General features: G+C 47.7%; 23 protein-coding genes. 8 read left to right on the forward strand and 15 right to left on the reverse strand.

The features are described 5' to 3' along the window. Positions 1–1797: acetate--CoA ligase family protein (locus ACE1CM_RS17050; RefSeq protein ID WP_374878705.1), on the reverse strand; the 1797-nt coding region annotated here is incomplete at its 3' end. Between the two features lie 235 nt (positions 1798–2032). Between ACE1CM_RS17050 and ACE1CM_RS17055 the strand changes: the two genes are divergently transcribed. Beyond that, positions 2033–2230, forward strand: coding sequence for a hypothetical protein (locus tag ACE1CM_RS17055; protein WP_374878706.1), 198 nt, complete (start codon positions 2033–2035; stop codon positions 2228–2230). Between the two features lie 439 nt (positions 2231–2669). Here the strand turns inward: ACE1CM_RS17055 and ACE1CM_RS17060 are convergent, their stop codons facing one another. Next, positions 2670–2792, reverse strand: coding sequence for a hypothetical protein (locus ACE1CM_RS17060; protein ID WP_374878707.1), 123 nt, complete (start codon positions 2790–2792; stop codon positions 2670–2672). 79 nt (positions 2793–2871) lie between these two features. Further along, the gene (locus tag ACE1CM_RS17065) at positions 2872–3066 is read right to left on the reverse strand and encodes a hypothetical protein (RefSeq protein ID WP_374878708.1); all 195 of its coding nucleotides are present in this window, start codon (positions 3064–3066) and stop codon (positions 2872–2874) included. 344 nt (positions 3067–3410) lie between these two features. On the opposite strand from ACE1CM_RS17065, the gene ACE1CM_RS17070 reads away from it, so the two are divergent. Beyond that, positions 3411–3668 carry a Mo-dependent nitrogenase C-terminal domain-containing protein gene (locus ACE1CM_RS17070; protein WP_374878742.1) on the forward strand — a complete coding sequence of 86 codons (258 nt, stop codon included), beginning with the start codon at positions 3411–3413 and terminating at the stop codon, positions 3666–3668. Positions 3669–3889: 221 nt separating this feature from the next. Here ACE1CM_RS17070 and ACE1CM_RS17075 read toward each other — a convergent pair whose 3' ends face one another. Further along, a complete protein-coding gene (locus tag ACE1CM_RS17075) occupies positions 3890–4084 on the reverse strand; it encodes a hypothetical protein (RefSeq protein WP_374878709.1) in 195 nt (64 codons plus the stop codon). A 348-nt stretch (positions 4085–4432) separates the two neighbouring features. Between ACE1CM_RS17075 and ACE1CM_RS17080 the strand changes: the two genes are divergently transcribed. Then, entirely contained in the window at positions 4433–4696 is a 264-nt protein-coding gene (locus tag ACE1CM_RS17080; RefSeq protein ID WP_374878743.1) for a Mo-dependent nitrogenase C-terminal domain-containing protein, read from the forward strand. Positions 4697–4992: 296 nt separating this feature from the next. Here the strand turns inward: ACE1CM_RS17080 and ACE1CM_RS17085 are convergent, their stop codons facing one another. Next, entirely contained in the window at positions 4993–5484 is a 492-nt protein-coding gene (locus ACE1CM_RS17085) for a 2TM domain-containing protein (protein ID WP_374878710.1), read from the reverse strand. 223 nt (positions 5485–5707) lie between these two features. Here ACE1CM_RS17085 and ACE1CM_RS17090 point away from each other — a divergent pair, with 223 nt between their 5' ends. Further along, positions 5708–6829: a site-2 protease family protein gene (locus ACE1CM_RS17090; RefSeq protein ID WP_374878711.1), complete on the forward strand. Its 1122-nt coding sequence runs from the start codon at positions 5708–5710 to the stop codon at positions 6827–6829. Between the two features lie 45 nt (positions 6830–6874). Here ACE1CM_RS17090 and ACE1CM_RS17095 read toward each other — a convergent pair whose 3' ends face one another. Then, complete coding sequence (locus tag ACE1CM_RS17095; RefSeq protein ID WP_374878712.1) at positions 6875–7594, reverse strand: hypothetical protein; 720 nt, start codon at positions 7592–7594, stop codon at positions 6875–6877. A 183-nt stretch (positions 7595–7777) separates the two neighbouring features. Between ACE1CM_RS17095 and ACE1CM_RS17100 the strand changes: the two genes are divergently transcribed. Continuing rightward, complete coding sequence (locus ACE1CM_RS17100; RefSeq protein WP_374878713.1) at positions 7778–9154, forward strand: cytochrome P450; 1377 nt, start codon at positions 7778–7780, stop codon at positions 9152–9154. Between the two features lie 253 nt (positions 9155–9407). Next, entirely contained in the window at positions 9408–10061 is a 654-nt protein-coding gene (locus tag ACE1CM_RS17105) for a hypothetical protein (protein ID WP_374878714.1), read from the forward strand. A 79-nt stretch (positions 10062–10140) separates the two neighbouring features. Here the strand turns inward: ACE1CM_RS17105 and ACE1CM_RS17110 are convergent, their stop codons facing one another. From ACE1CM_RS17110 to ACE1CM_RS17125, 4 genes are all read right to left on the reverse strand, one after another. Further along, positions 10141–10524, reverse strand: a complete 384-nt coding sequence (locus ACE1CM_RS17110; protein WP_374878715.1) for a hypothetical protein — start codon at positions 10522–10524, stop codon at positions 10141–10143. A gap of 51 nt (positions 10525–10575) precedes the next feature. Then, complete coding sequence (locus ACE1CM_RS17115; RefSeq protein ID WP_374878716.1) at positions 10576–10803, reverse strand: prevent-host-death protein; 228 nt, start codon at positions 10801–10803, stop codon at positions 10576–10578. Positions 10804–11063: 260 nt separating this feature from the next. Further along, the gene (locus ACE1CM_RS17120; RefSeq protein ID WP_374878717.1) at positions 11064–11744 is read right to left on the reverse strand and encodes a GIY-YIG nuclease family protein; all 681 of its coding nucleotides are present in this window, start codon (positions 11742–11744) and stop codon (positions 11064–11066) included. Between the two features lie 92 nt (positions 11745–11836). Further along, entirely contained in the window at positions 11837–12505 is a 669-nt protein-coding gene (locus ACE1CM_RS17125) for a LuxR C-terminal-related transcriptional regulator (protein WP_374878718.1), read from the reverse strand. A 100-nt stretch (positions 12506–12605) separates the two neighbouring features. Here ACE1CM_RS17125 and ACE1CM_RS17130 point away from each other — a divergent pair, with 100 nt between their 5' ends. Together ACE1CM_RS17130 and ACE1CM_RS17135 are read left to right on the forward strand one after the other, a co-directional pair. Then, positions 12606–13532, forward strand: coding sequence for a sulfurtransferase (locus ACE1CM_RS17130; RefSeq protein WP_374878719.1), 927 nt, complete (start codon positions 12606–12608; stop codon positions 13530–13532). Between the two features lie 374 nt (positions 13533–13906). After that, complete coding sequence (locus tag ACE1CM_RS17135) at positions 13907–15082, forward strand: HhoA/HhoB/HtrA family serine endopeptidase (RefSeq protein ID WP_374878720.1); 1176 nt, start codon at positions 13907–13909, stop codon at positions 15080–15082. 76 nt (positions 15083–15158) lie between these two features. On the opposite strand, the gene ACE1CM_RS17140 is transcribed toward ACE1CM_RS17135, so the two are convergent. The 5 genes from ACE1CM_RS17140 to ACE1CM_RS17160 form a co-directional block, all read right to left on the reverse strand. After that, the gene (locus ACE1CM_RS17140; protein WP_374878721.1) at positions 15159–19355 is read right to left on the reverse strand and encodes a DNA-directed RNA polymerase subunit beta'; all 4197 of its coding nucleotides are present in this window, start codon (positions 19353–19355) and stop codon (positions 15159–15161) included. A 155-nt stretch (positions 19356–19510) separates the two neighbouring features. After that, positions 19511–21385, reverse strand: coding sequence for a DNA-directed RNA polymerase subunit gamma (locus tag ACE1CM_RS17145; RefSeq protein WP_374878744.1), 1875 nt, complete (start codon positions 21383–21385; stop codon positions 19511–19513). 112 nt (positions 21386–21497) lie between these two features. Continuing rightward, entirely contained in the window at positions 21498–24863 is a 3366-nt protein-coding gene (gene rpoB / locus ACE1CM_RS17150; RefSeq protein ID WP_374878722.1) for a DNA-directed RNA polymerase subunit beta, read from the reverse strand. A 215-nt stretch (positions 24864–25078) separates the two neighbouring features. Beyond that, positions 25079–25336, reverse strand: coding sequence for a hypothetical protein (locus ACE1CM_RS17155; RefSeq protein ID WP_374878723.1), 258 nt, complete (start codon positions 25334–25336; stop codon positions 25079–25081). Between the two features lie 96 nt (positions 25337–25432). Further along, complete coding sequence (locus ACE1CM_RS17160) at positions 25433–26224, reverse strand: TatD family hydrolase (RefSeq protein WP_374878724.1); 792 nt, start codon at positions 26222–26224, stop codon at positions 25433–25435. Positions 26225–26262: the final 38 nt, after the last annotated feature.

Genomic DNA, 26262 nt, shown 5'->3' on the forward strand with positions numbered 1-26262 from the left:
CACAACAACTGTGGAATCGTCGATAATATCTCGCGCCAGGGTCATTTCTATTTCCGTGGGATTATCCAAAACAACCATATTGCTGCCTTGGTAAAACATGCCATCCCGTTCTAAAATATCTTCCCCGTATGCCGCAATCAGCAAATCGAGTTTGGGATTCCGCAACAAACTTTGCACGTTGCTGTTGTAATCCTTGTTAAGAATTTTTTCAGAACGGTTGACAAAAAGCCCTTCGCGACAAATAGCACCAATCGTCCATTCTGGGTGTTGTAACAAAATATGGTCAATCGTTTGCTGGAGTTCTGGAACTGAAATCCGGTTAAAGGTGATAATCGGTATCCTCGCATCTTCCCCAGATTCAAAGAAAGTTTCCAAGATATGGGAAGGTACATCAACGCTTTCACCTATGGCAGGATTGAGGTGCATAAAAATACCGGGGGCGGCATTAATTTCCAGAATGCCAAAATTACCCGTTTTCCAAGATTCGGATAAACTTGGGGAAATTACATCAATTCCCAAACAAACAAGTTTAAAGTGCTGGGCAATATCTTGGGCGAGGATAATGTTATCGGGGTGAACGGTGCTAGTAGCATCGATACTGACGCCACCGGATGATAAATTGGCGACTTTGCGAAGATGAACGGTGCGACCTTGCTCTATGACGCTATCCAATGATAATTTTTGTTCTTCTAAGAACATTTCCATCGCTTCGTCGCACTGAATTTTACTCATCGGCGAAGTTGGAGTATCCAAACGCGCGGGTTTGTGATTTTCCCGTTCGATTAATTCGCCAATAGTAGCATGACCATTTCCTACAACCCATGCTGGACGACGTTCGGTAGCGGCAACAAATCGACCGTTAACGCATAGCAAGCGAAAATCTGCGCCTTTAATGCTTTTTTCCACAATTATTTGCATTGGTTGTTCGTCTGGAATACCTTTAATTGCCCTACTAAAAGCGGCTTTTAATTCCTCCCCATTTTGCACGTCAGCTGTTACCCCAATTCCTTTATGACCGGAAACAGGTTTAACTGCAACTGGGTAGCCAATTCTATCTGCTGCTTCTAAAGCTTCCCCAAGCGAGACGACAACATCACCTTTGGGGACGGGGAAGCCAAGGTTGCCTAAAAACGCTTTGCAGTCATCTTTGCGGGTGGTAAAATCTGAATCTAAATGGCTATCGCAATCAAATGTAGTTGCTATGCCCCGCACCAGTTTTTTTCCATAGCCGTATTGCATTAAACCTTCGTCCCACAAATAAAAAGCAGGTATTCCTTTATCGTGGGCGGTACGTAATAAAGCATAGACGGTTGGCCCGCCGTATACTGATTGCCGGAAGATATTTTGCAGCTTTTTAATTTGAGCGTCAAACGTAAATTCTTCGCCTTGCGTAATGGCTTCAAACCAGTCCCAAACGAGATAAACAACTGACCGACTCGTGCGTGCGTGGAGGGTTTCAAAAGCAATCCGCATATAATCCCCAACGGGTTTTACACTCCAACGGTCGAGGTGCAAACCCATGTCAAGCTTATTGACTTCTGAGACGGTACTGGCGAACAGATGGGGATAAGATTCGTAGGTTTGATCGCCCAGGTGCGGGTAGACTTGGCTTACCCTTTGAACGTACTCTTCCAGGGACAAAGGGGGCAGATATCCGGTAAAAGCAAAATCAAATACTAACGCCGCCTTGTCTAAATAAGGGTTTGGTCCGATGTAGTGCCTGATGTTAAAAATATCGAAAGCGTCGCTTTTTCTAGCGTTGACGCGAATGGTATCGGTAATTGCTTCAGTAACCATTGCCTATCACCCGATCTGATGCTCTTGTTTGGGGAGGGATTCTCCATCGGACAATCCCTCCCCATTCCAAGCTTGAGCCTAACTCTGTTTCAATCTGCTTGCCTCTATCTCAGGGTATTGTTCCAAAACGCGATCAAAAGCACTCAGTACTCAGTACTGGTTATCTCCCCAGAAAGGTGCGCTCGCACACCCTAAGTGTCTATAAGTTAAGAAGGAATTCTGGAGGCAGCAGAATATGACTGTAACAACAACTGCGCTCAGAGATGAAGTTCACAAGTTGGCAGAGGAAGCTTTTCACCGCAATCTCATTTCTGGTTATGGCGATGGCGAGTACGGCGACGAGTATCAAATTGTCTTCCAAGGGAAACCCAGGCATCTTCCCCTAACCGATGCTCGCTCGTTCCTCAGCAACTTGATTAGGCAGTCCGATTAGCAAAATTCTTTCTTTCTCCTTCTCCTCTCTCCCTCCCCCTCACATGGGGAGTTTTTTTTTAGCCAATCCGCTCACCAATCAAATTTCAGTATTGAAACAAGTCATTTAAAATATTAGCAATTTTTTACAAAAATTAGCATTTATCTACCAAGAGTGGCTGGGGCTACTCTTGGGGGGATCTGGAGCATCTTTGTAAAACTTAAATAAAATTCTGCCAACGCGGTGTTAAATTATAAGTGTTTTGGTTGACCAGCTTTTAGGTTTTCTATGCAACTGGTTGAAAGACACATTATCAAATCAACCCATCCCCTATTTTCAGAAATAGACGACCTAAGTTTTAAGTCAAAAAATATTTATAATGCAGCGCTCTATATTCGGCTCTCCCGTACTTAGGGTGATAAATTTATCTAATCTTTTGTAGGTTGGGTTGAGCATAGCGTTACCCAACTATATATCCGGCTACCTTACCATCGGGTAGAGATTTGTACTTAAAATATAACTCTGACAAAAATGACTGAAATGGCGATGCGTTATTTTCTGCCCCTTTCATAAAAACAGTCATAAAAACCCCCCGCAACTCGCTTTGAGTATAACAGGAGGCTATTGATACTGGAGATCGCCGGTAAGAATTTTTATCGGGTTTAGTAGCTATCTTGACCTGGAACGTTGTCGGTATCTGCGTTATCGTTATTCTGATTCAAGGCAGCATCGCGAATAGCTTGCCATAGGTAAATCAGATCCATATCGTTGAGATCGCTAGCTTTGTAACGCGCGATCGCTTGTTCCACTTCTTCGGGAGTTTTGAGGACGGGAACCTTAGTGAGTAATTCTTGCATAAAAGCCTTCTCCTACTGACATGGACAAAAGTCTGAGTCAGACCGTATCACCCTATTTTAATCCCCAACCAATGTCAGCAATACAACTTTTTTGTGATTCTTATCAATAATCTTGCGTGATACTCATCACCGCGAATTTGCTCTGCGATCGCTTATGATCTATGACTTTTAACACTGAGGGGAAACCAATTATATCACAAAAAATAGTGTATGCGCTCGCCGGAAAAACTTGTGGCGGCGATGAAGATATAAATATCAAACAAATCTATGAAACAAAAATTTTAGGTAAGGTAATTATGCTTAGCAACGCTCATCTTTATCCAGAGTCTCCTAGTTTAGCCGATATGATTCTGCATCCAATCCGCCAACGGTTAGAATCTATTCAAGTGCGCGACGCTCAATTTGCTCGGTTAGTCTGCAAGCTCATCCCTTCTCAATGTCCATTTGAAAGAGATATTCAAATCTTTGGCAAGACGCTGTTTCACATTCCCCCGCTGTGCAAGTTGAATCCTTTCTACGAACAGTTCGTCGGATTGCGTTTCCAAGCGTTGTGTTTTCTTGCCGATGTATGCGGTGAAGATGTGAGTCAATATTGCTGTTAAATAAGTAGTTTGACATGCAAACCCTCCTGAATACCCTGATGGGTCTACCAGGAGGTAATTTTTTATCCTAATTGGGAAAAGCTATTAGTAACGCAAGTTGCTAGTTATAAACTTGGGCGTTGCTGGTAGCTAATTGCTAATTGCGAGATGTGAAGCTCACAACAATAATATCCTGACATTAGCCATTAGCCATTAGCCATGAGCATAACTAGCAACTTGAGTTAGTAGCTATCCCCTCCGGGAACGTTATCGTTATTAGAATCGGGGAAAATCTGATTGAGGGCGGCATCGCGGATAGCTTGCCACAGCTTAATCAGTTCAAAACCGCTCAGATCGCTGTTTTTGTAAAGTTCTATTGCTTTTTCGATTTCTTGCGGCGTGTTGAGCATAGGAACAGTAGCGATAAGCTCTTGCATGGGGATACCTCCAATTGACAAAACTAAAGTGAAAGTAAAACCAATCCCTCTATATCTATTCTACGGATATTTATTTGATAAAAGTGTCTAAAATTACAAACTTCGCTCTAACTCATAAGTTAATGTCATATTACTCAACTTAACTTTACAAATGATTGAGTACTATCATCACCTAAGTTTATTAAACCGATTACAAATAATAGGGATTGGGATCGCTCTCAAAACTCGCAATTGCGTTAATAATAGAGACATCAAACAAATTCTTACCAGTTGATATCTTGATTAGGGTGACTTATGTCTGCATTCAATAGCATTTATCCACAAACAACCTTGAAGTCTGGCAGCTTAATGGAAAGTCTCCTACAACCATTACGCCAGCAGCTAGACTCAATCGAAATTCGCGATGCTGAATTAGCCAGGGCGTTGTGCAAACTCATCCCATCTCAATGTCCGTTTGCCAGAGATATTCAAATATTTGGGCGGACTCTTTTTCGCATTCCACCCCTGTGTAAAATCAATCCTTTATACGAACAATTAATGGGCTTGCGCTTCCGATCTTTAGTATACTTAGCTGATGTATGTGGCGAAGATGTTACCCCATATTGCTATTAAATTTAACGCAGAAACCCGGTTTCACTCTCGTACTCTCGTTCCCAGGCAAGAGCCTGGGAACGACGATCTAAGAGGCTCTGCCTCGCTTGTTACTGGTGCAAGACCTAAGTTGGCGATCGCGCAAACACCAAAGTTTCTCTGAAAAATAGTTTATGCCCAGGAAAGAGCGCAGTAAGAAACAAAGGTGATAGGATAATTGCCTTGCGATCGCGCAAACACCAAAGTTTCTCTGAAAAATAGTTTATGCCCAGGAAAGAGCGCAGTAAGAAACAAAGGTGATAGGATAATTGCGTGTCTTACCAAGCTTTCAAGAAATTATTAAAAAAGCTATTAATCGATTGTCGCAACTGGTTTTGACGATTCCACTTTTGAAAATCTCGTTCGTAGTCCTCGCCGTCGGATTGAAAAGTATTCCAAGCATTGAGGCCAAGACCTAGCCCCCAAAATAATAGAATGTACAGCGACCAAGTTAGCGTTCCAGCACCGACTAGATTAAGCAGAACAAAAAAAGTATTAACGATTGCATAATTACCGAAGCGCTTTTTTAATCTCCCAAGTCGATAGGTATTAAACGCTTGCCGCTTTTGCAACTCGCCTTGCTGATTCAACCACTCCCGTTCTGCTGCTAGTAGGTTTTCCGGGGAAATTTCTAACTCGGCGGCAATTTCCGCCAGCTGATCGCGGCTAAATTCCCCTTCATAATTTTGACGGGAAATCGCCAGGTGCAGAATTTGCTGGATCTCTTCTTGGCTATAGACGCGGGTAATCTTGCTGTTGTCGGTTTGCATGATCGGCGTAGATTGCAATAAATTTTTTTCTCAAGCGGTCACATATATTACAAATCTGTCGGTTGGGTTTCGTTACCTCAACCCAACCTACTTATACGATAGCTTATGCGAAGTCTCCCACCAGAAAACCGTACCTCAACGGACGGATACCGCTATAGCCGAAATCTTAAAACCATTTTTACATTTCGTTACACTGGAAACAAGATAAATCGCAGGAGGCCAGATGAACGGCACTATTCGCGTTGGCAACCTATTTGGCATACCATTTTACGTCCATCCGTCCTGGTTCTTTGTTTTAACCTTATTCACTTGGACATATAGCAATCAATTGGCGGTTTTGTTTCCCGGACTCGGTGCGGGAATCCCGTGGATACTGGGATTGATGACTGCTTTGCTGTTGTTTGCCTCTGTTTTGGCGCACGAATTGGGACACAGTTTCGTTGCCAAAAGTCAGGGAATTGAAGTCAAATCGATTAATTTATTTCTATTTGGTGGGTTAGCTAGCTTGGAGAAAGAATCCAAGACGCCAGCAGAAGCATTTTGGGTTGCGATCGCGGGGCCAGTCGTCAGCCTGCTGCTGTTCGGTCTGTTTACCGTCGTTGGCACTAACCTTACCATTTCTGGGCCAGTGGCAGCAATTGTAGGACTGCTAGCATCGCTCAACTTGATGTTAGCCTTATTCAACCTGATTCCCGGCTTACCTCTCGATGGTGGAAATATCCTCAAAGCGATCGTTTGGAAAATCACCGGCAATCAATATAAAGGTATTGTATTTGCAGGTCGCGTCGGTCAAATCTTTGGTTGGATAGCAATTATCTCTGGATTTCTTCCGATACTATTCGGCAGGTTTCCCAACTTTTGGACTTTATTAATCGGTTGGTTCTTGCTGCAAAATGCCACTCAGTTTGCCCAATCTGCTAAAGTGCAAGATAAACTCTCAAGCTTGACGGCTCTTGATGCGGTTGTTCCTAATAGTCCGATAATTTCAGAATCGCTGACTTTGAGAGAATTTGCCAACGAGTACGTAATTGGTAAAGACACCTGGCGCAAGTTTTTGGTAACTGATGAAAGCGGATATTTAGTGGGTGCGATCGCAGTAGACGCTTTAAAAACCATCCCCGTCGATCTTTGGCCTCATACTTTAGTCAAAGAACTCGTACAACCAGTCGATCCAACCACAACCATCAAAGCCGATCAATCCTTACTAGACGTAGTAACGCTGATCGAACAAAAGCAGGTTTCTCAACTCCCCGTTGTGCGGGAAAACGGAGTGCTAGTAGGAATGCTAGAAAAAACTTCGATTATCAACCTGCTGCAAAGACAAGCACAAGCAAAACTCGCATAGATAACTTTGGATTTTGGATTGATTAAATCCAAAATCCAAAATCCTTTAATCCAATAACCACATCGGCGAAGAAGTTTTAGCAGGCTCCCCTGGTTTTTCTGGCGGGAGCTTTTCGATTATCGGAATTGATTTTTTAGGAATCGTAATTGCTTTTTTAGGCACAATAGCTTGCGTGGTTGGCTGCGCGGTTGGCTGCGTGGTTGGTTTTTCTTGCTTATCTTTTTTCAAACCTTGAATTTCTTCAATCAGCTTGCCATTAGCTTCTGCCAGTTCCAACGCCGTTTTCTTAGCTTGATCGAGTTCATTTTTGATTTTCATATTTGCTTGAACTAGATCTTGCTCAAGCTTCTGAACCAAACTTTTTTGCTCGTAAAGCTCGGACTTTAACTGATACACATTCTCCTGAAGCTCATATTCTCGTTTATGAGCTTTTTCCAAAGCTGCTCTCAACTCTGCGACTGTCGATTCTTCTCGTTGATGAGCCTTTTCTAAACTTGCTCTCAACTCAGCGACTGTTGCTTCTTCTCGTTGATTAGCTTTTTCCAAAGCCGCTCTTAATTCTGCGATCGTTGCTTCTAAAGCAGCTTGATTAAAGCCATTACTTTGCGCTTGAATATCAGAATGTTCCGGCGATTCTTCTGTAACTTCTATTTCCGGTTCAACGATATTTGTATCCTTTTCTACCACAGTCGAAGCTGAAACATCGATTGTGTGAGATGGTTGAACAGCATCGTTGGAATTATCCTTAATATTTTTTCGAGCCATAATTTCCTCCCAATCCCCTTATAAACTACATCAATGAGGCGATCGCATACCTCAGCCTACCTGTATATTTTGCAGTCGATGCCTCTGTCTGCCCCTGGTGCGGTTCCTTATAAAAAGAATATATCGCTTTATCAGGGACTTGCAGCTTAAGATTTCTTTAGAGCTACCTCCACATCACAAGCTATGACACCTACCAACAGCCTCCCCAATGGGCCAACCATGCCCGTGTTTTTACGATTAATTAAGTTTATTACGCAACCCATTTCATACTTAGACGACTTCTCGCAAACCTACGGCGACACCTTCACCGTATGGGGTCGCCAAAATACACCGATTGTATACTTTAGTCAACCCCAAGCCCTCCAGCAGATTTTTAATGCCGATTCCAGCAAATTAGACGCAGGACGGGGAAACCGGGGGTTAAAATTTTTACTCGGTGATAATTCCCTCGTATTGCTAGATGGCGATCGTCACCAACGCGATCGCCAACTCCTCACCCCACCCTTCCACGGGGAGAGAATGCGCGCCTACGGTCAAACCATCTGCGAAATTAGCCGCGAAGTCAGCGATAATTGGAAAATCGGCAAACCCTTCAATATCCGCCAGTCGATGCAAGAAATTTCCCTGCGCGTTATCTTGCGATTAGTATTTGGCGTTGATGAAGGCGAAAAATTCCAACAACTGCGCCAATTAATTAGTTCGATGTTAGAAATAATGGGCGGGCGGTTTACATCCACAGCCTTCTTTTTTAGTTTTTTACAACAAGATTGGGGTGCTTGGAGTCCTTGGGTAAAAATATTACGTCAAAAGCAACAAGTTGACGAATTAATCTTTGAATTAATCCGAGAACGTCGGGCACAATCAAAATCAAATCGGCAAGATATCCTCAGTTTAATGTTAGCGGCGCGCTACGAAGATGGCAGCCAGTTATCAGAGTTAGAATTGCGCGATGAGTTAATGACATTATTAATAGCGGGACACGAAACGACAGCTTCTGCATTAACTTGGGCATTTTATTGGCTAGATCGTTCGCCAGAAGTGCGGGAAAAATTGCTCAAAGAATTGGCAAGTGCGGAGGGAGAATTGAGTGAGATCGCTAAACTCCCTTATCTAACCGCCGTTTGCTCTGAAACCCTCCGCATCTACCCAATTGCCATCAGCGCCTTCATCCGGACAGTCAAAGCGCCGCTGGAAATTATGGGTTATAAATTACCAGTTGGTGCGGTTGTAATTCCCAGTATTTATTTAGCCCACCATCGAGAAGAAGTCTATCCCGAAGCCAAACAATTTAAACCAGAACGTTTCTTAGAACGGCAATATTCCCAATACGAATACTTACCTTTTGGCGGTGGTAATCGTCGCTGCATCGGGATGGCATTTGCTCAGTATGAAATGAAGCTGGTACTGGCAACAATTTTGTCGCGGTTTGAAGTATCTTTAGTTAACAAACGTCCCGTTAAACCCGTGCGTCGCGGTTTAACATTAGCCGCACCAGCAGGAATGCGAATGGTTGTGACTGGAGAACGTAAATTAGCAAAAACTCCTGTTGCGGTTTCATAGTCAGGACTAAGCTGCTACGCATTTAAATCCAATAAAGAGGCGGGCAAGATGCCCACCCCACAAGAAGAAGAGAAAATTTGACTCTCAAATTAGGTGCGTAGCAGCTTAGAAACCGGGTTTCTGTGTAGATCTTTAGTTGCAAAACGACGATTTTTCAGAGAAACTTTGGTGTTTGCGTAAGTCCTGATAGTTAGAGTTGTTGGTGCGTTACGCTGTCGAAGAGAGCAACCTAGAGGATTAGATTAATAGATTGATGAATAGACAAAGATTGTTTCAGCACTCATATTGGAGTATTTTAGCCTGCTGCCTGGTCATCGCTATAACTGTGATGTATTGGGGAGGACCGATTTCTGTTAGAGGAGCGGTTGCCGAATTGAGGATTGGAGAGGGCGATCGAAGTATTTTTTTGTCCGGACATCAGTTTTTATGCGATTGGCAACATTCCCGATATAATGTTACCCGATGTAGAACTATACTGAAGGGTAAATTACTTGAGGTTGAATTTACCTTAAATAGACCGCTCGCCGGACCAGACCCCTGTAACATCAGATACGACGGGCGCGTTTTTCCATGCAAAGGTTTTAACGACTATCGTCATAAAGAGGGTCAAGTCGATCTCGATATGGAGAACTCTTTAGATTTAACAGAGTCAGATCGATGGTGGCTGTTGTTAACCAACCCTTTAGCTAATATCTTCGGAAATATCACTGAGATCGATTGGAAGAATATAGAACCAATTGTGACTTGGGTGGTGTCAATTTTGATTAGCGTGGGGATATGGTTGGAGTTGAGCCGAGCATCTGTTTTGTGGGCGACAATCTTGAGTCTCGGCACACTAGCACTGGTGAGACCATTAGTTTGGTGGTTCACTATATTAGTGCTGGTACTGACTGGACATGCCGATTGATGCACAAGTAACAGTAGGGTGCGTTAACGTTAGTGTAACGCACCTTTTTTGATTCAAAAACTTAGCTTGAGAATCTTGATCAAGCAGCATTTTTAGGCTCAATTGAGACTCGGTTTTCTTCTAAGCGATAGCGTTCCTCGTCAGCTTCTAGTTTGAGTAGTTCCTGGTGGCTTTCACAATAATGAATTGCCTCGTAGATAGCAGGTAGTGGCAAATCCCAATTTTCGGTTGCCTGCTCTGGCGACATTTGATTGGCGGGCGCATCCTGCCAAACAGTTGAAGCAAGCAGTTTGCGTCCTTTGATATAAAGCTGTTTGCGCCAAGGATGGGGGCGAGCAACTAAATATTGCCAATCTTCAGTCTGGGGAGTATCTTGTAGCGATTGAATGATAGCGCCCACCAGTGTGAGGCGATCGCTCACAGAGAGTTGGCAAGCTTGCTCTTTTAGCTGCTGTAGAGACATAGAAATAGCGTCAACAAAGGCTAATATCTCAATTTTAGTATGAGCGAGCGCCTAATTCTCACTTTCTGAAACCAACTTTCCCTTTTCAAAAGCAATCGTTCGCCCTTCTCGTGCATCTTGAAGAGAACGGCGTAATCGTGTTTGAAACTCTTCATTGTGCAGCATCAAGTAATCAATCCAATCATCTTCATCAGCAAACCCAACCAAATAGCCTACTGGCTTACCCTCATGGAGCAAGATAACGTCTTCTTCCTGAGCTATTTCTAAAAACTTAAGCAAATCATTTTGAACTTCACGCTCGTTGAATCTGTTTCATCATTAGCCTCCTGAACGGTGAGCCATTTGTTAACATCAGATTTATGTTTGATAGCCAGAATTAAAACTAACTTCCTTTCTGGCTCAACTGTGTACTCGATATCATAGAACACTCGATGCTCGTCAACTCGAAGACGGTACTGGGGAAAAATTAGATTCACTAAGTAATAGTAGAGTGCGTTAACGTTAGTTTAGCGCACTATTTTTGATTCAAAAACTTAGCTTTATAATCTTCGTCTACTTTTTGCTAAATGCTGAAGATTTTCTGGTAGTTCTGGCTGTAACTCAGCAGATATTTCTCTAAAAATTACCTCAATGTACGAAATACATCTATCTCCAGAACCTGGATAAGTAAGAGCAAGACTTATCAATAAGCTACTGGGAATTCTTTGACCATTATCTGCAAGAAGAACCGTGTCTTCTGAACTTAGAATCAAATTGTCAATATGGTCTGAGTATGCGTATCGAATTTGATACTCCATACTCCTATCAAAAAATTCTTCTAACTCCTTGCAACTGAACTCAAACCACTCACCATTGGCTCTAAATTGCTTAAACCTTTGATGCAAATACTTTTCAGCCAAGCTCATAAAGTTACTGTGCCATACTCTAATAAACTTGCAAGTAAATGGCATTTGTGGCGCAATTTGAAGGAGTCGTCTATCAGGAGCTTTGGTTTTACCGATTTTGTAATAGTTGCTGCCCTCAGCATGGATTAGATATATGTACCCTTGTTCGTAGGGTACAAAGCCACCTGTGCGGTTATATTCTCTTCGTAAATTTTCAGCGAAATCTGGACAAAGCTGTTTAATGCAACTCCAAGTTGGTTCAAAAACCCGATCGTTCTGCATAGACAACACATCAAAACTTTCCCCAATTATAACAATACCTAACCGAATACTCAAAATACTGTTTCCATCAGTCAATAAAGTAAAGGTAACAGGTGTAAATCGATTCTACCTATAGCGGATTCTCTCCTGATTATATTTTAAACCGCTCAATTAGAGTATAGCTGTGCAACCATCTCAGAACGAGACGAAACCTCAAGTTTCCGAAACATTCTTTTTAAAGCCTGTTTAACCGAGTTTTCTGTAATCCAAAGTTCGGCACCAATTTGGGCATTAGTTAGTCCTTTTGCCACCAGGGAGGCAATTTGAAGTTCGCGCGGGGTTAAACGATTAATGTTGGGTGAATTGAATTGAGATCGTAAAGACTTTATAGTAACTAACCTAGTCGATAAATGCAGGCAAATCGCACCTAAATCGTTCAAATTATGAGTATCAAATGCGGCAGTTCCCCGTTCGCGAGTTAAGCCAATTGCTCCTACTAAACGACCCTGACTAACAATTGGCCCAGCCATAACGTGACCGTGGTCTGCCAGCGGACAAATTGTCTCCCAGAGTCCCGGCGGTAACAATAATTCTTCATGGACGGGAGCATGGCGTTCAACTAAATAACGCAAAACTGGATTGTGGTCTAAAGACAATGCCAATTTGAAAAGGCTGGAATTTTGCAGCGGGACAGGTGGAAGTTCTTCATAGAAAAAAAGACTCCAACGTTTGGCAGCAAAATAGTTACCAACTCGCACCATAATGCGCGATCGCAAGCTTTCTTCATCCCGCACTTGACCAATCGCTTCAAACAAGGACTGCAAAGATTCTGCCATTACTCCCTTGACAAAATTAATCAAAGTGTACCCGATCGAGGACTAGGCGCAACCCCAGCATCACCCTATCTTAGCTTTAGTGCCATCCCAGGAGAAAACCATGTTTCAATACGCTCATCCCGAAGTGCTGGTCAATACCCAATGGTTGGAAGAACATCTAGATTGTGCCAACATCCGCATCGTAGAAGTCGATATCAGTCCAGATGCGTGTAAAAACGCACATATCCCCGGTGCAGTTTTCTGGAATATTTTTACTGACTTGCTGTTACCAGATCTGCGGATTAATTGCGATCGCATCGCTATAGAAAAACTACTATCCCGGTCTGGTATAACCAACGAAACAACAGTAGTTCCTTACGGCAGTTATCCAGCAACTGGAGGCTGGGTATTTTGGCTGTTAAAATTGTTTGGACACGACAACGTGCGCGTCCTCAATGGTGGCTATCAGAAATGGATTTCAGAAGGTCGTCCCGTCGCCACAGATTTTTCAACTTTTGCCCCAACGCAGTACTCTGTAAAGGATATTGATGCTAGTTTGCGAGCGTCGCACGAAGAGGTAAGAGAATCTATTAGACCTCTCCAACCAACAAACTCAAAGACAGGCGAGACGCCTATCCCACAAGAGTTGTTGGATAAGTCTATTACTAAAGGTGATTCTCTAATGGGGAAGGTGCGCGATCGCATTTTACTAGATGTCCGCGCCCCTCAAGAATACAACGGTGAATGGTTCTTCAATCAACCGCCACAAGGAACAGAACGCGCTGGACACATACCCGGTGCAGTGCATATCGACCACGTTCTCACCCTCAATGAAAATGGAACTTTTAAGTCGAGAGATGAATTGCAAACACTGTTTAGCAGTAAAGGTATTACACCAAAAAAAGAAGTGTTTCCCTACTGTGCCATTGGTGGACGATCTGGATATACCTGGTTTGTCTTAAAGTATTTATTGGGTTATCCAAACGTGAGGAATTATGATGGCTCGTGGAATGAATGGAGCCGTCTTAGCGATGTGGCGATCGCGTAGCGTGCCGGAGGCATGAAAATTTAGCTGGATAATTATTATATCTCTCCAATAACTCTTGTGGGGTGGGCATTCTGCCCGCCTTTAAAAGGAGTTATTGGAGAAGTCTATTATAGGTGTTTCGCCCCAGCGGCAATTAAAAAACTCTGCTTCAGGACTGACGCAAACAAAGCGGGTTTCTATCAAAAATCCTTGGTTTGGAAACCAGAGATCTAGGTCGAAACCCGGTTTCTAACCCCAGGGTTTTTTATTCAAGCTTTACCCAGGAGAGCAACAAGTATTTCTAATGGGTAGTAAACCGAACTTGATAATAAGCGATCGCACCCTAAATAATCGTAATTAGACGATTCTATCCAAACTGATTAAACATCAGCCCTATGCCAAAAAAACTTGCTCCTTTTCTCCACAAAATCCTCACTTACGGGTTAGCCATCCTCGTAACATCTTTTCTCACCGTAGGCGTCCTACAGGTATCCCCCTCCCAAGCTGAACCAATCGCTGCGCCTCCGCCTACCAGAGAAACCGTGCATAGCTTTGTCACCGCCGCCGTCAACCGCGTCGGGCCAGCGGTTGTCAGAATTGATACCGAACGCACGGTGACAACCCGCCAGATCGATCCCTTCTTTGACGACCCCTTTTTCCGCCGCTTTTTTGGCGATGAATTCCCCCAACGCAGTCCAATGCCACAACGCCTGCGCGGCGAAGGATCGGGCTTTATTATCGATAAAAGCGGCATTATCCTGACCAACGCCCACGTTGTCGATAGCGCCGATAAGGTAACCGTAACCTTAAAAGACGGACGCCAGCTAGAAGGAAGGGTGCAGGGCGCCGATGAAGTAACCGATTTAGCAGTGGTAAAAATTAATACTGGTGGTAAAGATTTACCCGTAGCACCACTGGGAGATTCCAGCGCGGTGCAAGTGGGAGATTGGGCGATCGCAGTCGGCAACCCGCTGGGACTTGACAATACCGTCACCCTGGGTATAATCAGTACCCTCCGCCGTTCCAGCACCGAAGTCGGCGTTCCCAACAAGCGGCTTGACTTTATTCAAACCGACGCGGCGATTAACCCCGGTAACTCCGGTGGACCTTTGTTAAACGCTGCGGGGGAAGTGATTGGCATCAACACCGCGATTCGCGCCGACGCGATGGGAATTGGCTTTGCCATCCCGATCAACAAAGCCAAAGAAATCAGCGCTAAACTCGTGCGCGGGGAAAGCGTGGCGCATCCGTACTTGGGGATTCAAATGACCACCCTCACCCCGCAACAAGCCAAAGAAAACAACGACGACCCCAATTCCGCCTTCACCATACCCGAAGTACAAGGGGTATTAGTTGTCAGGGTGTTACCCAATACCCCGGCAGCGTCGGCAGGTTTGCGACGGGGAGACGTCATCGTTCAAATCGACGGACAACCCGTTACCAGCGCCGACCAGTTGCAGAACATGGTCGAACGTAGCCTGGTTGGTCAACAGCTACAGCTGACGGTACAGCGCGGCAATCAAACCAGTCAAATAGCAGTGAGGACAGCGCAACTGGAAAACGTCAATTAGAGAATGGGTAATGGCTAATTGCTAATGGCTAATTGCTAATTGTTTTTACCATTAGCGATTAGCCATTAGCCATTACCTAATCTTCGTCATCATCATCATCATCCTCATCATCATCGATCAGATCCTCATCATCCAGAAGCGAGTCATCGCCGCCAAAACCGAAACGGTCATCGTAGGAATTGCCATCAAACCCACCCCGTCGCGACGAATTGAAACCGCCATCCATGCCAAAACGACGCGCCGTCCGGTCATCGAGCACCACATCCTGAATCGCCTTCCCGTGCAGCGATTCTAAGTCTTCTGCATCTTCATCCAACAGGGCGCTGCTTTCGTAGGACAAATCGACATCGGTACTGGCTGCACCGTCCTCATAAGCATTGAACCCAGTGCCAGCTGGAATCAACCGCCCGATGATCACGTTTTCTTTCAGTCCGCGCAACCAATCGGATTTACCTTCAATCGCCGCTTCCGTGAGAACCCGCGTCGTTTCTTGGAAACTCGCCGCCGAGATAAAGCTATCCGTATTCAAACTAGCCTTAGTAATCCCCAACAGCATCGGCGTATACTGAGCCGGAGCGCCCCCAGTAATCGACATCGCATCATTCACCTGTTCGATTTGGCGCAATTCGACTAACTCACCGGGAAGCATTGTCGTGTCGCCGCCATCATCCACCCGCACCTTAGAAGTCATCTGCCGCACGATCACCTCGATGTGCTTGTCAGCAATATCAATCCCTTGGGATTGATACACCGACTGCACCTCGTTTACCAAGAACGTTTGAGTCGCCCTCAGCGCGCTCAGCGCCGCTTCATAAACTCCCAATTGTTCTCGGTTGAACTCAAAGAAAGTCTCCAAGATCTCGTGGGGGTTAGCAGGACCATCCGTCAACGGTTCCCCAGCCTTGACGTGTTGCCCGTCGGATACCAGCGGGTTTTGACCAGGACCGATGGGGTACTCTGCTATGCGTCCATCATCTTCGATCACCTTAATTTCATCGGGTTCGTCTTGCCGCCACGTCAGCTGCACCGTACCGGGACGACGCGCCAAAATGCAGGCTTCCTTCGGTTTGCGAGCTTCCAGCAGTTCTTCAATCCTCGGCAGACCTTGGATAATATCCCCGGTTTTAGTCCGCTCGAACACCAACAGCACCAGGTTATCCCCCCGCTGTACCAAGTCACCATCTTCGATGTGCAGCACCGCTCCTGGGGATACCCGGTAAGGACGAGCTAGCCGCATCACCACTTGGTAATTGTCAGTTGTCAGTTGTCCGCTTGCAGTAGAGGACGCGGGGACGCCCGGACGGGGAGACGCGGGGACTTCTTTACTCTCCGCGTCTCCCCGTCTCCCAGTCGACCCGTCTTCTTCCCCATTGCGACTAACTCCCGACGACTGACGGTTGAGAACCCTCACTACCTGACCGGATTCTGGTATCTCAACTCCAGGCGCAATAGTAGACCCAGCCACCAGCAAATCCCCTGGCTTAACGGTTGGCTTGGCAGTTCCCGTGTTAATCCCTAGCTTGTCCGCTTCCCGCACTACCAAAACCCGGCGAATTGCTTCCCCTTCGTCGCGAATGCCGCGGATTTCCCCCGCATCTTTACATTGAATCTCCGTCCGAGCGACGACGGCACCGGGGGCAATCCGATCGCCATCCTGCACCAACAGCCGCGTGTGGGTACTCCCACTCGTCGCATCCGCTGCCACATCCCGGCGAATCACTAGCGACTCCAGAATCACCAACTGCAACCGCATCACATCAGGATCTTCCTCATCCGGCACCAGTTCGATATCTGCTGCCAGTCCAGCCGCATCCTTGCCGATTTCCAGCACCAGTTGAGTCCGCAGCAACTCCAACCCTTCAACCGACTTCACCCGCTCCCCATCTTTATAAGGCAGACGCTGCACCGCCCGCAACATCAGGGATTGCTCTTGCAGCGGCGAACCATTCCCCAGGTCAGCACCCTCAACATCCGCCCGTACAACCTCCCCAGTCCCCGTTTGCGAAGGCACTGAAGGGATAGACGGAATCGCATACTCAGTCACCGGACGCAGCAACAGCGCTGGTCCCTCCGGCGTTTCCACATATTCCAGGTAGCGCAACTCCGACGCCACCAAACCCGGTACGATCTCTTGTCCCGGCGCCGCGATCGTCCCATCCAACGCCATCACCGCCTCCGGGTCATCCACCAAATGCAGTTCACCCGGCTTAACGGCAATTTCCCGCAGAATGTCATTTTTCTGCACCACTTCCACTACGCCGCTGCTAGCACAGAAGATGTCTTTCACCACCTCGTGCCCCGCCTCGACGTATTGACCGTCCTCGACCAACAACAAAGAAATGTCTTTATTCACCTCATGGGATTCTTCTGGAATCCACAGCAGGGTTCCCCCCTGAATCACCTCATAACCCAACTTAGCCTTGCCCCGCTTAGCCACCTCCACACCGGCGTACTTCACAATACCTCCCGTCGCAGTGCGGTAGCGGTCGTCAATCAACTCAGCCACCACCTGGTTATTCGCCACCTTCGTGCCCGGGGTTGCCTTGAGCGAGAACAGCTGACCCTCCGTAGTTTCAATTAAATAGTGGTCGCGTCCTTGGTAGCTTTCGACACGCACAATTGCCGAATCCAACAGCACGCTGGCGGTGATAATTTCAATTTCCCGTCCCCCCTTGCTGGTGCTTTCCGCTGGCAGTCGCACCACGCCGCCGTGTTCCGTCACCAGTTTAGTTTCGGCTAAAACAGAACCGGGTTCCACGCGCTCGCCATTCTTCACCACCGGATCTGCACCCGGTGGCAAATTATACACTTCCCCCGACAAAATCCAAATCAAACCGCCCCGCGCCGCGTTGCGAGTGACATTGCCCTGACGGTCGGTTTTTTCTTCCACCACCAAGTCGGTGAACTTCACCTCCCCCGCCTTATCGCTGGCTACATCCTTCGTCACCTTTTCCGTCGTGCGGCGCACGTTGCGACCCGTAATCGGCACCTCAGCCAGCACTTGATTCGCTTTTACCGCTTGCCCATCCCGCACCAGCAGAGTAGAACCTTGGGGTACAGCATAAGTTTGGGTATTTGCTTCCCCCTCTCCACGCCCTACTAAAGTAATTTCTGCATTATTTTCCATCACCGCCGCATCTTCCCCGTGACGGGTACGGAACGGCCTTGCCCTCAGGGACTTACCGATGCGAATCGTTCCCTCAAACGCCGCCCGCAACTGACGGGCAACTTCCCCGGTAAACACGCCTCCCGTGTGGAAAGTCCGCATCGTCAGCTGAGTACCCGGTTCCCCAATCGACTGGGCGGCGATAATTCCCACCGCTTCGCCCAAATCTACCACCGAAGCATGGGCGAGGCTCCAACCGTAGCAAGCTTGACACACCGAGCGAGCAGCTTCGCAGGTGAGGGGACTTCGCACCACGACTTCTTCTACCCCCGCCTTCTCAATAGCGACTGCCAATTCTTCCGAAACCGCCTGATTGCGAGTTGCCAACACCACCCCCGTCACCGGATGAACCACATCCGCCGCCAGCGCCCGCCCCAGCAAGCGATCCGACAGCTTAATCAGCGTTTTCGACTCATCCCTCATCGCTGTCAAAGTAATGCCCCGCGTGCTAGAGCAGTCAGCTTCCCGGATAATCACATCCTGAGATACATCCACCAAACGGCGAGTCAGATACCCAGAGTCAGCCGTTCGCAGCGCCGTATCTACCAAGCCCTTTCTGGCCCCGTAAGAAGAAATAATGTATTCTGTAACCGTCAAACCTTCCCGGAAATTGGTTTTAATCGGCAAATCGATAATTTCCCCCTGGGGATTAGCCATCAACCCCCGCATCCCCACCAACTGGCGCACCTGAGAAATATTCCCCCGCGCACCGGAGAATGCCATCATGTAAACCGAATTCAGCGGATCGCTTTCCTTAAAATTCCGCACCACCTCATCTTTTAGCGCTTCAGAAGTGCTATTCCAGGTATCGATCACCTTTTGAAACCGCTCAACCTCAGTAATTTCTCCCCTTGTATAACGAGCTTCAGTCGAGCGAATTTCTTCTTCAGCAGCTTCCAGGAGACTTCGCTTGCTCTCAGGCACTTGTAAGTCATCTACGCTAATCGAAACCCCAGCCTTGGTCGCATAGCGGAATCCCAAATCTTTTAACTTGTCTGCCACTTGAGCCGTCCGCGCCGTACCATAGTTGGTAAAAGCCCAGGCAATCAGTTTTTTCAGCTGACCCTTGTCAATTACCCGATTGCGAAAAACTAAATTGTCTGCCATTGTTCCTCTAATTCCTAACTAATTGGTAATTGCTAATTGCTAATTGCTAATTGCTAATTGCTAATTGCTAATTGCTAATAGTTCGCTCCTCATAGATCTGATTTTTGCAACCATTAGCCATTAGCCATTAGCCATTAGCCATTAGCCATTAGCCATTAGCCAGCCAAAGCCTCTTGAATCGTCTTGTTGTAGATAATCCGACCAGGCGTAGTCTTGATATATTGAGAAATCAGCTTGCCCTCTGCCGTTTCGCGCGTGCGGCGGAACTTATAAATACAACTGCGCGTACCGTCTTCCAGGTGCTTAACCTCCAACGGTTCGTTATCCGGTTCCGGCGTTTCCACGGAACCGTCAAATCGCAACCAAATGTAGGCGTGTAAGTCTACTTGTCGTTGCTCGTAGGCCACAATCACATCATTCATATTCGCGAAAAAGCGCCCAGACCCCTTTTGCTGCGCCGGATTTTCCGCCGTCAAGTAATAGCAGCCCAACACCATATCTTGGCTAGGCGTAATAATCGGACGCCCCGTCGCTGGCGACAGAATATTATTACAAGCCAGCATTAACAACCGCGTTTCTGCCTGCGCTTCCAAAGACAAGGGTACGTGAACCGCCATTTGGTCGCCGTCAAAGTCTGCGTTGAACGCCGGACACACCAAAGGATGCAATTGAATCGCCCGACCTTCCACCAAAATTGGTTCAAACGCTTGAATCCCCAAACGGTGCAGCGTCGGCGCCCGGTTCAGCATCACCGGATGCCCCTCAATCACCTCTTCCAGCACATCCCAAACGCTCTCATCGTTGCGCTGAATTAACTTTTTCGCCGCCTTGATATTGTTCACCAATCCCTGACGAATCAGGCGGTGAATCACAAACGGCTGAAATAGCTCAATCGCCATTTCTCGCGGTAAACCGCACTGGTGAATTTTCAGCTTCGGCCCGACTACAATTACCGAACGTCCGGAATAATCTACCCGCTTTCCGAGTAAGTTCTGACGGAAGCGACCCTGCTTCCCTTCAATAATGTCAGACAGCGACTTCAAAGGCCGGTTATTTGCCCCAACTACCGTGCGCCCCCGACGACCGTTATCAATCAAAGCATCAACCGCCTCTTGCAGCATCCGCTTTTCATTGCGGACAATAATTTCCGGCGCCAAAATTTCCTGCAACCTTGCCAAGCGGTTATTCCGGTTAATCACCCGACGGTACAAATCGTTTAAATCGGAAGTCGCAAACCGACCCCCATCCAGCTGCACCATCGGGCGCAAATCCGGCGGAATCACCGGAATCACCGACAGCACCATCCACTCGGCTTTCGCCCCCGTGGCGATAAAATTATCGATCACCCGCAGTCGCTTAATCAGCTTGGCTCGCTTCTGACCCTTAGCATTGGCAATTTCTTCCCGCAGTTGCTCGGCTTCAGCATCTAAATTAATATCTTGCAGCAAGCGTTGCAGCGCCTCCGCCCCAATTCCTACCTCAATTCCCGTCAATTGGGAATCTTCGCTGTAAAGCTGATCCTCAATTTCCATCCACTGATCTTCCGACAGTAGTTGTTTATAACTGAGATTGTCAGCATTACCCGGATTGAGAACAACGTAAGCATTAAAATAGACAATCTGCTCCACATCCCGCAGCGGCATATCCAGCAGGATAGAAATGTAGCTAGGAATGCCTTTTAGATACCAAACATGCGCGACTGGTGCGGCTAATTTAATGTAGCCCATGCGATGCCTGCGGACTCTTGATTCGGTTACTTCTACACCGCAGCGCTCGCAAACAATCCCTCTGTGGCGGACTCTTTTATATTTACCGCAATGACACTCCCAATCTTTAGCTGGCCCGAAAATCCGCTCGCAAAACAAGCCATCCATTTCCGGTTTTAGGGTGCGGTAATTAATCGTTTCTGGCTTAGTTACTTCCCCAACCACTTGACCGTTTGGTAGCGTTCTTTCGCCCCACTGGCGAATCCGCTCCGGAGAAGCAATGCCAATTTTAACGTAGTCAAATCTTTGTTCTAGCTTTGCCATTGCGATATTGGTAATTGGTAATTGGTAATTGCTAATTGCTAATTGGCTAATTGCCAATCGCTAATTGCTAATTGTTTTTACCATTAGCCATTAGCGATTAGCTATTAGCCAATTAGATTTCTTCTTCTTCCAAATCCTCTCTTGTGAGGGATTCATAGGTGGGTTTGCTCGGAGTGCGGCGGTTCGACAGATCTGCCATTAGATCCACCTCCACATCGCGGCTGCTACCATCTTCTAACGTTTCCACTTTGTGAACGGCAATATCTAATCCCAAGGATTGCAACTCGCGCATCAGCACCTTGAACGACTCAGGCGTTCCAGGACGGGGAATTGCCTTGCCTTTGACGATCGCATTCAGCGCTTCATTCCGCCCCTGCATATCGTCCGACTTCACTGTCAGCAATTCCTGCAACGTATAAGCCGCCCCAAACGCTTCCAGCGCCCATACTTCCATTTCTCCGAACCGCTGACCGCCTTGTTGCGCCTTACCGCCCAAAGGCTGCTGGGTAACCAAAGAATACGGACCAGTCGAACGCGCGTGGATCTTGTCATCCACCAAGTGAACCAGCTTCAGCATATAAGCCACACCCACCGTCACGGAGCGGTCAAACGGTTCCCCAGTCCGCCCATCAAACACTTGGATTTTCCCCGCATTATCCGGGTTAAATAACCAAGGTTGGTTGGTCTGCTCCCGCGCTTGCATCAGCTTGCCGTGAACCGTCATCCGCGACGCTTCTGCCCCGTACCGTTCGTCAAAGGGTACGATTTTATACCGCACTCCCAAAGACCTGCCAGCCCAACCCAGCAAGCACTCAAACACTTGACCCACGTTCATCCGCGACGGCACTCCCAACGGGTTCAGCACGATATCCACCGCAGTGCCATCGGGCAAATAGGGCATATCTTCAATCGGCAGAATCCGGGAAATAATCCCTTTATTCCCGTGCCGTCCTGCCATCTTGTCCCCGACTTGGATTTTGCGCTTCTGGGCGACATACACCCGCACCACCATATTGGCGCCGGGGGGCAGTTCGTCCCCTTGTTCGCGGGTAAACACCCGCACGTCTACCACGCGCCCTTTTTCCCCGTTGGGTACGCGCAGGGAGTTATCCCGCACGTCCCGCGCTTTTTCACCGAAAATGGCTCGCAGGAGTTTTTCTTCTGGCGGTTGATCTGATTCGCCCTTGGGCGTCACCTTGCCCACCAGAATATCCCCAGATTCCACCCAAGCACCCTTGCGGATAATCCCGGTTTCATCGAGTTGTCTGAGGGCATCTTCCCCGACGTTGGGAATTTCCCGCGTAATTTCTTCCGGTCCTAACTTAGTTTGCCGCGCTTCGATTTCATACTTCTCGATGTGGATGCTGGTGTACACATCGTTGTAAACCAGGCGCTCGCTGATCAGGATGGCGTCCTCGTAGTTGTAGCCTTCCCAGGGCATGTACGCGACTATGATATTGTTCCCCAACGCGATTTCGCCGCCTTCCGTTGCCGAACCATCCGCTAAAACTTGTCCTGCGACTACGCGATCGCCTATCTTGACCAAAGGCCGCTGATTCAGACAAGTATCTTGGTTGGAGCGCTGGTACTTCTGCAACTGGTATTCAATTTCGTCAGCAGTAGGGGCAACTCCAGTAGCAGAGACAAAAGCTTCTTCATCGACTTCCGCTTCTATCTCATCCCCTTTGAGAGTTTTGACGCGAATCCGTTCCGCATCCACATAGCTGACAATCCCGTTCTGCTTGGATACGATCACCATCCCCGAATCCCGCGCTGCCTGGGCTTCCAAACCCGTCCCCACCAGGGGGCGCGTCGGCTTCAGCAACGGCACAGCTTGCCGCTGCATGTTCGACCCCATCAGCGCTCGGTTAGCATCGTCATGTTCCAAAAATGGAATGAGCGAAGTCGCCACCGAAATAATCTGCACCGGCGACACCGCCACAAAATCCACCTGGTCTTTTGTCGTGGTGGTGAAGTCTTGCCGATAGCGCACCGGGACGGTTTCTTCCATAATCATCGCGTTTTCGTCGATCGGAATATCCCCCGGCGCCACCCGCTTATCGTCCTCCTCATCTGCCGTCATATATAACGGCGGCAGGTCCCGCCGCACGCGGGCATTTTCCACCCGCCAGAACGGCGTTTCCAAAAAACCATACATATTCACCCGCGCATGGGTCGCCAACGAACTAATCAACCCCGCATTCGGTCCTTCCGGCGTTTCAATCGGACAAATCCGCCCGTAGTGGGACGGGTGAATATCCCGCACCGCAAACCCCGCCCGTTCCCGCGTCAGACCTCCTGGACCTAGCGCAGACAACCGGCGCTTGTGAGTCAACTCCGCCAGCGGATTGGTCTGATCCATAAATTGGGACAACTGGGACGAGCCAAAAAATTCCTTAATCGCCGCCACCAAAGGCTTCGGGTTCACCAAACTCGCCGGGGTCAAAGATTCAGCATCGGAGACCGTCATCCGCTCCCGAATAATCCGCTCCAAGCGGTTTAAGCCCACCCGCACCTGGTTTTGCAGCAACTCGCCCACGCTGCGTACCCGCCGGTTACCCAAGTGGTCGATATCGTCCGTATTGCCGATATCAAACTCGAGATTAATCAAATAATCAATCGCCGCCAGAATATCTTGCGCCGTCAGCACCCGCGTCGTATCTTGAATCGTCAGGCGCAGCTTCCGATTCAGCTTATAGCGACCCACCCGACCCAGATCGTACCGTTTCGCGTCAAAAAAGCGCGACTCCAGCAACTGTTGCCCGCCAGACACCGTCGGCGGTTCCCCTGGGCGCAGCTTGCGGTACAGTTCCATCAGCGCTTCTTCTTCGCTGGGATTGCCTTCTTTTTCCAGGGTTTTTTGGAAATATTCTGGATGTCTGAGGGCGTCAAAAATTTCATTATCACTCAGCCCCAGCGCCTTCAGCAGCACCTGCGCCGACAGCTTGCGGGTTTTGTCGATTCGCACCCACACCAAGTCGTTTTTATCGGTTTCAAACTTCAGCCACGCCCCCCGATTGGGAATCAGCGATGCGCTGTAGGTACGGCGTCCGTTCTTATCCACTTCGGATTTATAGTAAACCCCCGGACTCCGGACGATTTGGTTGACGATTACCCGCTCGGCGCCGTTGATAATAAACGTACCCCGGTCGGTCATCAACGGCAGGTCGCCGATAAAGACTTCTTGTTCTTTAATTTCCCCGGTTTCTTTGTTAATCAACCGGGTGGGAACGTACATCTGCACGGCATAGGTGCTATCGCGGCGCTTGGCTTCATCCACATCGTACTTGGGCCGCTTGAGTTTGTAGTCTTTGCCCATGAAGTGCAACTCTAGCTTACCCGTGTAGTCGGTAATCGGCGAAAAGCTGTTGAGTTCTTCTATCAGTCCCTCTTCCAGGAACCAGCGAAAGCTTGCCCGCTGAATCTCTACGAGGTCTGGTAGCGTCACAGCTAGTTCGGTTACAGTCAGATTGGTCATGGGTCTCCTGTTGCTTTTATAGATTGCGGGGAGCTTCTTTGGGATGCTATGTTCTAAACAATCGAGCAATTTTAACCGTAGTGCCTGCGCTTGTGTAGGCTAGGGTGAGTCATCTTACCTACGCTTTTGTTTGTCGTCCCTCCCTGGGGCGTGACGTTTTAGCAACTTGCCCTAGAGGGGATAATTTTCCCCTTATCGGTCGTTAGCAATGGAATTTATGGGGAAACTCTGGTTTTTAACGTTTCCTTTCGGCTGTATCTGTATTTGAATAAGTTAAACGAACCGGGCGTACAACCATACGCCCCTTTTTCCAAATTCCAGAGCCAGTTGGCGTGCATGTTGAGTTCCACAGGTTGTGGTGCAGTGGCGGTAAATTGTGGCGTTTTGGTGGTTGTCCCAATCGAGCGAACTCTTGTATTGATAGCAGTTTCACCTTTAAACATTATGGCGCAAGCTGTCAATCGTTGACTCACTCGTGGGGCTTTATTGCCAAAGTTTTTAGTTCCGAGTCTGAAATTGGTAATTTCTTCCCGGAACTGGAGCTGTTTTCCTCTGTATTACTGTAGCACTCAGCACTCCAATGGTACTGACAGGGCAAAAAGTTTACTAGCATTCTCAGTAGTTTGGCGAGCCAATTCTGGAAGGGAAACACCCCGCAGGCGTGCTACTGCTTCGGCTACGTAGCGCACGTAAGCGGGTTCGTTGCGCTTGCCGCGTTTGGGAACGGGGGCTAAAAACGGACAGTCCGTCTCGACTAACAAACGCTCTAAAGGAACCATGCGAGCTGATTCCTGTATCTGGGTGGCGTTTTTGAAGGTGACGATGCCGCTAAAGCTGATATAAAAACCCAAGTCGAGGAACCATTGCGTTTCCTGGGGGTTGCCTCCCCAGCAGTGCATGACTCCCCGCACGGCTCCCTTTTGCTGCCATTGTTGGCGCAAGATCTCCCGCATTCGCACTGCTGCGTCGCGGCAGTGGATTATTACTGGCAAATCCAGTTTTCGGGCTATATCCAGCTGGGCGATAAATGCCGTTTCTTGGATTGTTTGGTTGTTGGCTTTGTAAAAGTCCAGTCCTGTTTCGCCGATAGCTACGACTTTGGGGTCGCATTCGGCCAAAGATAAAATTTCCTCAACCGCAGCTTCACTCCACTTGTCGGCATCTAAAGGATGCAAGCCAACCGCAAAAAACACTTCCGGAAACTGCTTGGCGAGCGCAGCGATGCTGCCAAATTCCGCAGGTTCGACGCAGGAATGGACTAAATAAGTCACACCCGCCTCGCGCCACCGCTGCCTTACTTCATCCAAATCGGACTGAAACACATCAAAATTGATGTGTACGTGGCTGTCGATCAACTGCATAGCGGGTTATGAGTTACAGGTTTTGGCTGGGGTTGGAT

Source organism: Microseira sp. BLCC-F43, from assembly GCF_041929235.1.
GTDB lineage: Bacteria > Cyanobacteriota > Cyanobacteriia > Cyanobacteriales > Aerosakkonemataceae > Microseira.